Annotated in this window: 9 protein-coding genes; 3 read left to right on the forward strand and 6 right to left on the reverse strand. The window is 70.2% G+C overall.

Annotation, left to right across the window (positions count from 1 at the left end; genetic code table 11):
• Position 1 precedes the first annotated feature (1 nt).
• The 5 genes from ACWDAG_RS09115 to ACWDAG_RS09135 form a co-directional block, all read right to left on the reverse strand.
• Positions 2-841 carry a carbohydrate ABC transporter permease gene (locus ACWDAG_RS09115; protein WP_344403882.1) on the reverse strand — a complete coding sequence of 280 codons (840 nt, stop codon included), beginning with the start codon at positions 839-841 and terminating at the stop codon, positions 2-4.
• Positions 838-2,199 (reverse strand): carbohydrate ABC transporter permease, encoded by a 1,362-nt coding sequence (locus ACWDAG_RS09120; protein WP_450694953.1) that lies wholly within the window; start codon positions 2,197-2,199, stop codon positions 838-840. Before ACWDAG_RS09120 ends, ACWDAG_RS09115 begins: the two co-directional genes overlap by 4 nt.
• 6 nt (positions 2,200-2,205) lie before the next feature.
• Positions 2,206-3,531 carry an ABC transporter substrate-binding protein gene (locus tag ACWDAG_RS09125; protein WP_450695191.1) on the reverse strand — a complete coding sequence of 442 codons (1,326 nt, stop codon included), beginning with the start codon at positions 3,529-3,531 and terminating at the stop codon, positions 2,206-2,208.
• A 62-nt stretch (positions 3,532-3,593) separates the two neighbouring features.
• A complete protein-coding gene (locus ACWDAG_RS09130) occupies positions 3,594-5,219 on the reverse strand; it encodes a glycoside hydrolase family 13 protein (RefSeq protein ID WP_450694954.1) in 1,626 nt (541 codons plus the stop codon).
• A 135-nt stretch (positions 5,220-5,354) separates the two neighbouring features.
• Positions 5,355-6,626, reverse strand: coding sequence for an ABC transporter substrate-binding protein (locus tag ACWDAG_RS09135; protein WP_450694955.1), 1,272 nt, complete (start codon positions 6,624-6,626; stop codon positions 5,355-5,357).
• A gap of 121 nt (positions 6,627-6,747) precedes the next feature.
• Here ACWDAG_RS09135 and ACWDAG_RS09140 point away from each other — a divergent pair, with 121 nt between their 5' ends.
• The 3 genes from ACWDAG_RS09140 to ACWDAG_RS09150 are packed head-to-tail and all read left to right on the forward strand — an operon-like array spanning position 6,748 to position 10,815.
• On the forward strand, positions 6,748-7,263 hold the full coding sequence (locus ACWDAG_RS09140; protein WP_030933343.1) for a PadR family transcriptional regulator: 516 nt from the start codon (positions 6,748-6,750) through the stop codon (positions 7,261-7,263).
• Positions 7,260-8,012, forward strand: coding sequence for an ABC transporter ATP-binding protein (locus ACWDAG_RS09145; protein WP_450694956.1), 753 nt, complete (start codon positions 7,260-7,262; stop codon positions 8,010-8,012). Before ACWDAG_RS09140 ends, ACWDAG_RS09145 begins: the two co-directional genes overlap by 4 nt.
• A gap of 43 nt (positions 8,013-8,055) precedes the next feature.
• Entirely contained in the window at positions 8,056-10,815 is a 2,760-nt protein-coding gene (locus tag ACWDAG_RS09150) for an FtsX-like permease family protein (RefSeq protein WP_450694957.1), read from the forward strand.
• Positions 10,816-10,923: 108 nt separating this feature from the next.
• Here ACWDAG_RS09150 and pgi read toward each other — a convergent pair whose 3' ends face one another.
• On the reverse strand, positions 10,924-12,579 hold the full coding sequence (gene pgi / locus ACWDAG_RS09155) for a glucose-6-phosphate isomerase (RefSeq protein WP_450694958.1): 1,656 nt from the start codon (positions 12,577-12,579) through the stop codon (positions 10,924-10,926).
• Positions 12,580-12,593 lie beyond the last annotated feature (14 nt).

The raw sequence follows: 12,593 nt of genomic DNA on the forward strand, positions 1-12,593 counted from the left end.
CTCACTTCACCGAACCCGCCATCACGCCCTGCACAAAGTGCTTCTGGAACGCGAAGAACACCACCACCGGCACCACCAGCGACACGAACGCCCCCGGCGCCAGCACATCGATATTGCTCCCGAACTGCCGTATCTGCGACTGAAGTTGCACCGTCAGCGGCTGCGAGGAACTGTCCGCGAACAACAGCGCCACCAGCATGTCGTTCCACACCCACAGAAACTGGAAGATGGCCAGCGAGGCGATCGCGGGCCGCCCCACCGGCAGCACCAGCCGCGTGAAGATCCGCCACTCGCTCCCGCCGTCCATACGGGCGGCCTCCAGCATCTCCTTCGGCATCTCGGCGAAGTAGTTCCTCAGCAGGAACACCGCGAACGGCAGCCCGTACGCCACATGGAACAGCACGACCCCCGGAATCGTCCCGAACAGCCCCAGCTGACCGAAGAGTTTGGCCACCGGCAGCAACCCGATCTGCACCGGCACCACCAACAGCGCCACCACGACCAGGAAGACGGCCTCCCGCCCGGGGAAGTCCAGCCAGGCGAAGGCATATCCGGCCAGTGCCGCCAGCACCACGACCAGCACGGTCGCCGGCACGGAGATCAGCACCGTGTTCCAGAAGGCCTGAGTCATCCCGGAGTTCTTCAGCAGCGCCGAGTAGTTGTCGAAGGACAGCTGACCCGGGCTGCTGAACACCGTCCACCAGCCGCTGCTCGCCGAGTCCTGCGAGGACCGCAACGACGACAGGAACAACCCCGCGAGCGGCGTCAGCCACACCAGACCGATCACCACCAGGAAAGCCTGCACCAGCCCGTTCCCCAGGCCACGCCTGACCGCGTTCATCGCTGACTCCTCCGGAAACGACGGACGTTGAAGACCATGGCGGGGACCACGAGCAGCAGGAGCAGCACGCCCAGCGCACTGCCGAGCCCCTGGTTGTTGCCGCCGCCGAAGGACACCAGCCACATCTGGGTGGCGAGCACGGTCGCGTCCTCCTGCACCGGCCCGGGCGCGATGATGTAGACGAGGTCGAAGACCTTCATCACGTTGATCACGAGGGTCACGAAGACGACCGTCAGTACCGGCGCCAGCAGCGGCACCGTGATCCGCCGGAAGATCTGCCACTCGTTCGCGCCGTCCATCCGCGCCGCTTCCAGCGCATCGCGCGGCAGCGTCGCAAGGCCGGCCCCGATCAGCACCATCGCGAACCCGGTCCAGATCCACAGATACGCCCCGATGATCGCCGGCGTGACGAGCATCGGTCCGAGCCACGAGACACCCTGGTACGGCTGCGCGAAGTTCGACGCGGGCAACTTCACCGTGTACGAGCCGGACTTCAGCCCCGCGAAGTGGAAGGAGCCGTCAGCGGCAGTGGCCGTACTCCCGGCCGTGGTCCCGTCGTCCCGCACCGCCTCGACCTTCATCTCGGGCAGCCCGCTCTCCCGCGGGTCGACCTTGCCCTGCTTCCCGCCCCCGCCGGGGGTGAAGTCCAGATAGACGACCCCGCTCACCTCGTCGGCCGCGGCCTTGCGGTGCGCGGCGCCGTACGCGGGCTCGGCACCGCCGGGCAGGTCCTTCGGCGCGACGCCGACGAGCCCGAGCGCCACCGACTGCCCCGGCGACACGCTCCCGTTCGTCCGGTACGAGCCGTCCGGCGCCGCCTTCAGCCCCTGGCCCACGCGAGCCCGCGCGGTCGGATACTCCGAGGTGCCCTTGAAGGCGTCGTGCACCGAGACCACGGCCGCGTTGAGCACGCCCTTGTTCGGGTCCTCGTCGTAGGCGAGCCGGAAGATGATGCCGGCCGCCAGGAAGGACACCGCCATCGGCATGAACAGCAGGAGTTTGAAGGCCGTCGCCCAGCGGACCTTCTCCACCAGTACGGCGAGGATCAGGCCGAGGCCGGTGAGCAGCGCGGGCGCCACGACGACCCAGATGGCCGTGTTCCGTACGGCGTTGAGGGTCGCCGGGTCGCGGAACATCTCGGTGTAGTTCTCGCCGCCCACGAAGCGCGTACCGGACGCGTCGAAGAAGCTGCGGCCGACCGAGAACAGCACGGGGTACACGACGAGCGCACCCAGCAGGAGCAGTGCCGGGAAGACGAAGAGCAGGGCGATGATCCGGGCCCGGCGACGGGAGCGCCGGGCCCGCTCGGCGCCCCCGATCGCGGGCGGGCTTGTCTCTTTCACCAGAGTCGTGGTCATGGTGCGTCAGCCCTTGTAGGCCTTGGCCGCCGCGGCCTCCAGCTGTGCCGCGGTGCCCTTCGGGTTCGACGGGTCGCTCAGGAAGTCCTGGAGCAGCTTCCACTCGCCCGCGCCCTTGGTGCCGCCGAATGCCGCCGGGGCCTGGTCGGACATGTCGAAGCGGACCGAATCCCCGGCCGAGACAAGGGACTTGGCGGTGGCCCGGGTGACGTCGTCGCCGTAGGAGTCGGGAGAGAGCTTCTTGTTCGGGGACAGGAAGCCACCGGCCTTCGCCCATACGGCGGCCGCCTCCGGGGTCGCCAGGTACTCCAGGAGCTTCATGCCTGCCGTGGCGTTCTTGCCGTCCTTGAGGACGACGGCCGCGTCACCGCCGCTGACCACCGGCGCCTTGCCGCCGTCGACCGCGGGGAAGGGGAAGAAGTTCGCGTCCGTGCCGATGGTCTTGCCGAACTGGTCGTGTGCGACCCCGGCGACGAAGTCGCCCTCGTAGACCATGCCGGCCTCGGGCTTGGGCCCGAAGACCTTCTCCACCGAGCCCGGGAAGTCGGTGTTGAGGGCCTCCTTCTGGCCGCCGGCCATCAGCTGCTTGTCCTTGAACAGCTTGCCGAGGGTGCCGAGCGCCTTGACCACGCTCGCGTCCGTCCACTTCAACTTGTGGGCGGCCAGGGCGTCGTACTTCTCGGGGCCCGCCTGTGAGAGGTAGATGTTCTCGAACCAGTCGGTGAGGGTCCAGCCGTCCTGCCCGGCGACCGAGAAGGCGGCAACGCCGGAGTCGGAGACGGTGTGTCCGGCCTTCAGCATCTCGTCGTACGTCTTCGGCGGCTTGACGCCTGCCTGGGTGAGGGCCTCGGGGCTGTACCAGACCGTCGACTTGTGGGCGGCCTTGAAGTAGAGGCCGTACAGGGTGCCGTCGACGCTGCCGTACTTCTTCCACACGGGGGCGTAGCCCGCGTCCACGGCCTTCTGGGTGGTGGCGGACAGCGGCTTGAGCCAGCCCTTCTTGGCGAACTGCTGCAACACGCCGACCTGCGGGACCATCACCACGTCGGGCGCGTTACCACCTTCGATCTTGCTGCCGACGACGGTGGAGACGTTGTCGCCGGTGGAGATGAACTGCGTCTTGGCGCCGGTCTTCGCGCTGAAGGCGTCCAGTACCTTCTGGAAGTTCTTCTGCTCGCTGCCGGTCCAGACTCCGGCCACCGTGACGGTCTGGCCGCCCAGCGCCTTGTCGCCGCCGCCTGCGGAGACCGGGCCGCCTCCGCAGGCGGTGGCGCCGAGCGCGAGGGCGAGGGCGGTGCAGCTCGCGAGCAGGGTCGTGCGTCGTCGCATCATCATTGATGTCCCTTCAAGGGGTGGGAAACTGACGAACAATCAGGGGTGACGGGCCGTGGTGGTCAGAGGTCGTTGATCCACCAGGCCGCCGTCGAACCGGGCAGCACCCCGGCCGTGCAGGGGCCGCTGGAGAGCAGCGGGGTGCCGGAGACCGGCGCGGGCATGGGCGCCGTACCGAAGTTGACGGCGCAGACGAGGCCGTCGCCGCGGGTGAAGGCGAGGACGCCGGGCGGACTGGCCAGCCAGTCGAGCGTTCCTTCACCCAACTGGGGCAGTGCGGCCCGCAGTTGGAGGCCGTCGCGGTACAGGTGCCAGAAGGAGCGGGTGTCGGCGAGGGCGCGGTCGGTGGCGTACTCGGCGAAGTAGGAGGGCTGCGGCAGCCACGGCCGTGCGCTTTCGGCGCCGGAGGTGAAGCCGAAGGGTGAGGCCTGTCCCGACCACGGCAGCGGGACCCGGCAGCCGTCGCGGATGCGGGCACGGCTTCCGGTGCGGCGGAAGATCGGGTCGGTGAGCACGTCGTCGGGCAGGTCGACGACCTCGGGCAGGCCCAGTTCCTCGCCCTGGTAGATGTACGCGGCTCCGGGCAGCGCCAGCATCAGCAGCGCGGCGGCGCGGGCGCGGGCCGTGCCCAGGCCGCTGCCCTCCGGCGCGGGTTCGCCGTAGCGGGTGACGGTGCGGACCTGGTCGTGGTTGTTGAGGACCCAGGTGACCGTCGAGCCCGTGCCGGCTATGTCCTGCATGGCCTCGGTGATGACCTTGCGGAAGGCGTCGGCGTTCCAGGGGGCGCTGAGCAGGTCGAAGAAGAAGGCCTGATGGAGCTCGTCCGCCCGCACATACTTCGCGTGCTCGCGCGCGGTCGGGACCGACACCTCGCCGACCAGCAGCCGCTCGCGGCCGTCGCGTGCCGTGTACTCCTCGCACACCGCCCGCCAGTGCCGCCACACGTCGTGCACCTCGGGCTGGTTCCAGGCGAGCGGGTTGACGGAGTCGCGGGTGCGGGCGTCGGCCTCCGGGTCGTCGGAGTCGGGCAGTTCGGGGTGCTTGTAGAGGCCGGCGGCGACGTCGATGCGGAAGCCGTCGATGCCCCGGTCGAGCCAGAAGCGCAGGACCCGGTCGAACTCGGCGCCGGTCTCGGGGTTGCGCCAGTTCCAGTCGGGCTGCTCGGGCGCGAACATGTGCAGGTACCACTGGCCGGGGCGGCCGTCCGGCTCGGTCACCCGGGTCCAGGCGGGGCCGCCGAACATGGAGTGCCAGTTGTTGGGCGGCTGCGAGCCGTCGGCGCCGCGGCCGTCGGCGAAGTGGAAGCGGGCGCGGGCCGCGCTGCCCGGCTGCGAGGCGAGGGCCTCCTGGAACCACGGGTGCTCGCTGGAGCAGTGGTTGGGCACGACGTCCAGCAGCACCTTGACGCCCAGCTTCCGGGCGGAGGCCATCAGCAGGTCGAACTCGGCGAGGTCGCCGAAGAGCGGGTCGACGTCGCAGTAGTCGGCCACGTCGTAGCCGTGATCGTGCTGCGGGGACGGATAGAAGGGGCTCAGCCAGATCCCGTCGACGCCCAGCTTCTTCAGGTACGGCAGTCCGGCGCGGACCCCGGCCAGATCGCCGACGCCGTCGCCGGTGCTGTCCAGGAAGCTGCGGACGTACACCTGGTAGATCACCGCGTCACGCCACCAGCGGTACTTACTCAACATGTATGCATGTTAGGTAGGCGTGTCGTGAGGGTGTCAATGAAAGAAACAGAAGCTACTGGCGAGTTGGCGTGGCAAAAGCGGACCTAAAGGGGCATTCTGAGCCCAGATGAGACTTCCGCGTTACTTAACAAGTAACTAGCGACTGGAGACGGCCGCCAGCTCCCGCGCCAGCCTCCGCACCGCCGCCGCGGGTGTCTCGTGCCCGGTCATCGCGTCGCGCACGACCGCCTGCACCACCAGGCTGACCTGGTCGTAGCGCGGGCTCTTGGGGCGCGGCGCGGCATGCAGGACGCTCGTGCGCAGGGTCGGCAGATACGGGAACCGCCGTATCAGCTCGGGGTCCTGGTACAGCGCGGCCCGTACGGGCGGCAGCGCGCCACGGGTGAGGACCTGGCGCTGGACGGGTTCGCTGGTGAGGTACGCGAGCAGGCGCGCGGCGGAGTCGGGGTGCTGTGTGTGCGTGTTGACGGCCAGATTGGAGCCGCCGAGGACACTCCTGCCGGGCCCGTCCGGGCCGGGCAGCGGCACGGCGCCGATCCTGCCGGCGACCGGGGAGCCCTTGGCCGACGCGCCGACGTAGGCGTAGGGCCAGTTGCGGAGGAAGAGCAGACGGCCGTCCTGGAAGGCCTGCTTGGACTCCTCCTCCTTGTACATCAGTGCCTTCTTCGGGATCCAGCCCTCGCGCACGCCCCGGGCGAGGAAGCCGATGCCCTCGCGTGCGGCGGCCGAGTCGACGGTGACGCGTGCGCCCTCGTCGCCGAGGATGCTGCCACCCGCGGAGTAGACGGCCTCGGCCGCGTTGACGGTGAGGCCCTCGTACGGGAGGAACTGCCCCGCGTAGCCGTCGAGTCCGTACTTCGGCGCGATGGTCTTCACGTCGTACTCCAGCTCGGCCCAGGTGCGCGGCGGCGGGACGCCCTCCTTGGCGAGGATGTCCTTGCGGTAGAGGAGCAGGCCGGCATTGGTCACGTACGGGACGGCGTACAGATGGTCGTCGTAGGTCGCCGTGTCGACGACCGGCTTCAGGAAGCCCTTCATCGGGAAGCGGTCGCGGGGCAGCGGCCGTATCCAGCCCGCCGCCGCGAACTCCGAGGTCCAGCTGACGTCGATGTTGAGGACGTCGAACCGGCTGCGGTCCCCGCCGCGCAGGTCGGTGACCATCTGCGCATGGGTCTCGTCGGCGGAGTCCGGGAGCTCGACGAGATGGGCCTTCTCGCCGGGATGGGTGCGATTCCAGCCCTGGAGAAGGGGGTCGAGGTAGTTGGTGAGATCTCCGGCGGTGGCGAGCGTCAACGGCCCGCGGCCGTCCGTCGCACCCTCGTCGGCGTGCGCACCGGAGGCGATGTATCCGGTCATGACCACGACGAGAACAAGGAGGCCCCTACCGGCGGCATGGATCCACCGCATAGGTTCCTCCCTGTACACCGGCGACGGGCATCTTCGCCCGGAGTCAGAGGCCATGTATACCTGTTAGGTATGCGCGATACTAGGGCCTGGAGCACATTCCGAGGACAGGAGGACAGCACGAGTGCGCCTGCCCCTCCTGGCACTCCTGGCACGCGGTCCGGCCCATGGCTACGAGCTCAAGCAGGACCTTGAGCAACTGCTGGGGTCCGCGTACCCTCAGCCGAACGTCGGCCAGATCTACGTAACCCTCGGCCGCCTCGAGAAGCAAGGTCTGATCGAGGGCGAGGACGTCGAGCAGTCGAGCCGGCCCAACAAAAAGGTCTACCACCTCACCGACACCGGGCGGGAGGCGCTGCGCGCCTGGTTCGAGGAGCCCGAGGACGAGCCGCGGGTGCGGGACGAGTTCTTCATGAAGCTGGCGCTCGCCCCGCAGACGGGTCTCGCCGAACAGATCGCCCTGATCAACAAGCAGCGGCGTCAGTACCTCAACACCATGCGCGACCTGTCGAAACTGGCCGCCGCCGAAGACCGCGACAACCGCATCGCCCATCTGCTGATCGAGGGCGCGATGCTGCACCTGCAGGCCGACCTCGACTGGCTGGAACGGTGCCAGGAAGAGCTGGAGGAGCTGGAGTGAGCGACAGTCCCGCTCCCGTGCTGCACGCAGAAGGCCTGGTCAAGACGCACTACGGCGAGGGCGCGCCGGCGCATGCCGTGCGCGGGGTCGATCTGTGCGTCCGGCAGGGCGAGTTCGTGGCCGTCACCGGTCCGTCCGGCGCGGGCAAGTCGACCTTGCTGCATCTGCTGGGCGGGCTGCAGCGGCCGGACGGCGGCAGCATCCGGCTGGACGGTGAGCGCACGGACGCGTGGAGCGAGGCGCGCTGGGCGGTGGAGCGCAGGAAACGGATCGGCATCGTCTTCCAGTTCTTCAATCTCGTCTCCAATCTGTCGGTCGCCGACAATGTGGAGCTGCCGGCCCTGCTCGCGGGGGCCGCCCCGAAGCAGGCGCGGGCCGAGCGGGAGCAGCTGCTCGGCGAACTGGGGCTGAGCGGCAAGGAGCGCAGCATGCCGGGCGAGCTGTCCGGCGGCGAACAGCAGCGGGTCGCACTGGCTCGCGCCCTGGTCAACCATCCGCCGCTCCTGCTGGCCGACGAACCCGCGGGCAGCCTGGACAGCAAGGGCACCCGTGAGGTGATGCGGCTGCTGTCCCGCTTCCACCAGCGCGGCCAGACGATCGTGCTGGTCACCCATGACGCCCGGCTGGCGAGCGCCGCGGACCGTGTGATCAGCTTCTTCGACGGCCGGATCGCCGACGACGCGGAGCTGGACGGCACCGGAGTGTCCCGCCGGAGCGGGATATCCGGGGTGCTGGAGCTCAGGGACTGACATGCGGGCGAACGACGACGATCCCCGGAAGGCCTGAGCCGACATGCGAGCAACACTGCGCTGGGCGCACTCCGACCTGCGCACGCACCGCGGCGAGGCGCTGTTCCTGGTCCTCGCCACGGCCGGGATCGTGGTGTCGCTGCTACTGGCCACGGCCCTGTTCGGGTATGCCACCAACCCCTGGCAGCGGATCTTCACCCAGGAGCGGGGCGCGCACGTCTGGATCCACACGGACAAGTCGGCCCAGGTGGGAAAGCTGGCAGGCCTGGACGGTGTGCAGTCCGTCGCCGGCCCCTACCCCACCGCCGTCGCCACCCTCGCCTCACGCGGCACCCGAGCCTCGGTCGAACTGCGCACGACGCCGCCCGAGCGCCCCCAGGTCGGCCGCCCGCTGCTCAGCGCAGGCCACTGGCTGAACCCGGCCACCCCCGACGGCGTGGTACTGGAGAGCCGCCTCGCGCGCGCCCTGCTCGCCGAACCGGGCGACACGCTCACCCTGCCGGGCACGGCACGGACGGTCACCGTCGTGGGCGTGGCGGACAGCGCGGAGCCCCGCTACCGCGCCAACGAACAGCCGGGCCTGGTATGGGCCCTCCCCTCCGCGGTACCCCACCCCACCGGCCAGGTCATCGGCCTGCGCCTCACCGACCCCGAGGACACGGACTACGCAGTCCAGCGCGCCGTCACCGTCCTGGGCGCGGGCGCCATCGGCGAGGTCTCCACCTGGCAGCAGGCCCGCGCCGAGGCACAGGGCGACAACCGGCTCCTTGGCCAGGTCCTGGGTCTGTTCGGCCTGGGCGCACTGATCGCCGCGGGCCTCGCCGTCCACGGTGCGATCGCCACCCGCATCCGCGGCCACCTCCGCGACATCTCCGTCCTGAAGGCGATCGGCTTCACCCCGGCCCAGGTCGTCCGCGTATTCCTGTTCCAGCACATCGCCTACGCCGTCCTCGGCGCCGCAGCCGCGGCAACGCTCACCCAGTCCCTGGGCAGCCGCTTCCCCGGCCGCCTCGGAGACGCCCTCGGTGTATGGCAGGGCCTGCCCGGCCATACACCGACCCTGTTCGCCATCCCGGCGGGCGCCGTGCTCTTCATCGGCGCCACCACAGCCCTGGCGGCCTGGCGAGCGGGCCGCGTCCCACCGGTCCCGGTGGCACGGCCTGCGGGTCGTGGGGGTGGAGGGCTGGTCCTGGCTCGCCGAGCACTCGGACTGGAAGCCGCCCCCCGGCTGCCGGACCGAGCTCTACGGACACCCGGCCCCCCGCCCGACGGACACTCCACAGACCCGGCACCCCGATCCGCGGACCCACAGCTGTCCACCCCCCGGCCCGCGACCGCGGGAGGCAGCGGGCTGCTGGAGCCGGCCCGACGGACGCTGAGGCTGGGTGCACGGCTGGCTGGTTCGGCGGACCACCCGCGATCGGATCCGCCGCGAGGGGCGCCCACCCCGCGGCCTCCGGCTACGGCAGCCAAAGAGCCACTGGAGGTGGCAAACCAGAGGCTGACGGCACAGCCCGGCGCCCCGACAGAACCCCCACCGCCGAGCCGGGCGGAGGGGACGTCCAGCACTCGCCCCACGGCTCCGGCGACCGGACAACCCGGCGGCCACGCCCACCGCACCACGAGCCCGCGCCCCACCGCCCCCTCCGGCAGGCACCTCTCCGGTATGGCCCGGCGGGCGTTGGGGCTCGGTGTGCCGCCCGCCTTGGTGCTGGGGTGGCACACTGCCTCGGTCCGGCGGCTGCGGTCCGTGGCCACTGTGGCCCGGCTGGCCCTGCCCCTGCTGCTGATCGTCGTGGCGATGAGTGCCTGGACCACCATCGACCGCTTCCACAGCGAACCCGAGCAGATCGGGCTCCCGGCCGCGCTCACCGTCCACGCCGACGCGGGTCTGAGCGACCGGGCCACCCGCTCCCTGCTTCAGCGCGACCCGCAGGTCGCCGCCGTCTACCCGGGTGTCGAGGTCGCCGCCCTGGTGCCGGGCCAGACGGCCACGATCGCCCTGCGCGGCCTCGGCACCGGCCGGAACCCCTACCCGTACACCCTCGCCGAGGGCCGCGCCGCACACGGCAGCGACGAGGCGGTGGCCGGGCAGGGCCTCCTGGATCTGCTGGACGTCCGCGTCGGTGACTGGGTCCGGATGACGGTCGGCGACCAGCCGCAGATCCTGCACATCGTGGGCCGCAGCATCGAACCGGAGAACGCCGGCCGGGTCATCTCCACCTCGCTCGACACCCTCCGCGAGAACGACCCGCGCCTCACCGCCACCCTCTACCAGCTCCGCCTGCGCCCCGGCGCCGACCCGCATGCGGTCGCAGGCCGGCTGGCCGCCGCCGGGCACGGCCGGCTCGACGTGCACGCCGTGACCAACCCGGCCGACGGCCTCTCCCCCCTGCGCTCGGTCGTCGTCGGCCTGATCGCCGTCCTGGCCCTCATCGGGCTCGTCGAACTGCTCACCGCGATCGCCGGCACCGTCCGCGAAGGCGAGCGCGATCTGCTCGCCCTCAAGGCCATCGGTCTGTCCCCGCGCCAGATCACCGCGATCACCGTCACGGCCACCGGCTGCACCGCCCTGGCCGCCGCCCTCGTCGGTACGGCCCTGGGCACCCCCCTCGCACACTGGCTGATCGACTCCCAGGGCAGATCGAGCGGTATCGGCGCGGGAATCGCCCAGAGCCCGTCGCCGGTACTGCTCGTGCTCTTCGGCGCCACCGCGGTGCTCGGCGCGGCCGCACTCGCCGCCCTCCCGGCGGCACGCGCCGCAAGACGACGGCTCGCGGACACCCTCAGCGCGGTGGCCTGACAGGGAAGGCCGCGCACGTCAACTGCCGTAGAAATCGTGGGAGTTGTAGGGCGGCGGGAAGCGGACGGTCATGCGCCGCTCGCCTCCCCCCCTGCCGCAGTCGCGGTGTTACGCCCGGCCCCGAAGCTCCCGGTACTTGGCGACCAGCGCCTTGCTGGACTCGTCGAGGCCCGCCACCTCAGCCCCCTCGGTCAGCGCGGGTTCGACCCGCTTGGCCAGCACCTTGCCGAGCTCGACGCCCCACTGGTCGAAGGAGTCGATGTTCCACACCGCCCCCTGCACGAACACCTTGTGCTCGTACAGCGCGACCAACTGGCCCAGCACGGACGGCGTCAGCTCGCGCGCCAGGATCGTCGTCGTCGGGTGATTGCCCTTGAACGTCTTGTGCGCCACCAGCTCCTCCGGCACCCCCTCGGCCCGCACCTCGTCCGGTGTCTTGCCGAAGGCGAGGGCCTGCGTCTGGGCGAAGAAGTTCGCCATCAGCAGATCGTGCTGTGCCTTGAGCCCGTCGCTCAGCTCGGCCACCGGCTCGGCGAACCCGATGAAGTCCGCCGGGATCAGCTTCGTGCCCTGATGGATCAGCTGGTAGTAGGCGTGCTGCCCGTTGGTGCCGGGCGTGCCCCACACCACCGGCCCCGTCTGCCAGTCCACTTCCTGCCCGTCCCGCCCCACGTACTTGCCGTTGGACTCCATGTCCAGCTGCTGCAGATAGGCGGTGAACTTGGAGAGGTAGTGGCTGTACGGCAGCACCGCATGCGACTGGGCGTCATGGAAGTTGCCGTACCAGATGCCCAACAGCCCCAGCAGCAAGGGCACGTTGGACTCGACGGGCGCCGACCTGAAGTGCTCGTCCACCAGCCGGAACCCGTCGAGCATCTCCCGGAAGCGATCCGGGCCGATGGCGATCATCAGCGCCAGCCCGATCGCCGAGTCGTACGAGTACCGGCCGCCGACCCAGTCCCAGAACTCGAACATGTTCGCCGTGTCGATGCCGAACTCCGACACCTTCCCGGCATTCGTCGACAGCGCCACGAAGTGCTGGGCGACGGCTTCCTGACCGGCTTTCAGCTCGCCGAGCAGCCACTCCCGCGCCGAGGTCGCGTTCGTGATCGTCTCGATGGTGGTGAAGGTCTTGGAGGCGATGACAAACAGGGTCTCCGCCGCGTCCAGGTCGCGGGTCGCCTCATGCAGGTCGGCGCCGTCGACATTCGACACGAAGCGGACCGTGAGATCGCGGTCGGTGTAGCTGCGCAGCACCTCGTACGCCATCGCCGGGCCCAGGTCGGAGCCGCCGATACCGATGTTGACGACGTTCTTGATGCGCTTGCCGGTGTGACCCGTCCAGGCGCCGGAGCGGACCCGCTCGGCGAACTCGGCCATCCTGTCGAGCACCGCGTGCACACCAGGGACGACGTTCTCCCCGTCGACCTCGATCACGGCGTCACGCGGGGCGCGCAGCGCGGTGTGCAGGACCGCCCGGTTCTCGGTTGTGTTGATCTTCTCGCCGCGGAACATGGCGTCCCGCAGGCCGAACACGTCGGTGGCGGCGGCCAGGTCGCGCAGCAGCCGCAGGGTCTCGTCGGTGACCAGGTGCTTGGAGTAGTCGATGTACAGGTCGCCGACCTGGAGTGTGTACCCGGCGCCGCGCCCCGGGTCGGCGGCGAACAGGTCCCTCAGCCGCACTTCGCCGAGCTCCTGACGGTGCTTGGCCAGGGCGGTCCACTCGGGCGTCTGGTTGAGCCTGTTACGGACGTCTGCGTTCATTTCGGACTTCAGCC

It is taken from the genome of Streptomyces sp. NPDC001157 (assembly GCF_053598255.1).

Coding starts and splice junctions, on each gene's coding strand:
- ACWDAG_RS09115 (WP_344403882.1), bottom strand. CDS start 841: ATGAACGCGGTCAGGCGTGGCCTGGGGAACGGGCTGGTGCAGGCTTTC.
- ACWDAG_RS09150 (WP_450694957.1), top strand. CDS start 8,056: ATGCGAGCAACACTGCGCTGGGCGCACTCCGACCTGCGCACGCACCGC.
- ACWDAG_RS09135 (WP_450694955.1), bottom strand. CDS start 6,626: ATGCGGTGGATCCATGCCGCCGGTAGGGGCCTCCTTGTTCTCGTCGTG.
- pgi (WP_450694958.1), bottom strand. CDS start 12,579: ATGAACGCAGACGTCCGTAACAGGCTCAACCAGACGCCCGAGTGGACC.
- ACWDAG_RS09125 (WP_450695191.1), bottom strand. CDS start 3,531: ATGATGCGACGACGCACGACCCTGCTCGCGAGCTGCACCGCCCTCGCC.
- ACWDAG_RS09120 (WP_450694953.1), bottom strand. CDS start 2,199: ATGACCACGACTCTGGTGAAAGAGACAAGCCCGCCCGCGATCGGGGGC.
- ACWDAG_RS09130 (WP_450694954.1), bottom strand. CDS start 5,219: ATGTTGAGTAAGTACCGCTGGTGGCGTGACGCGGTGATCTACCAGGTG.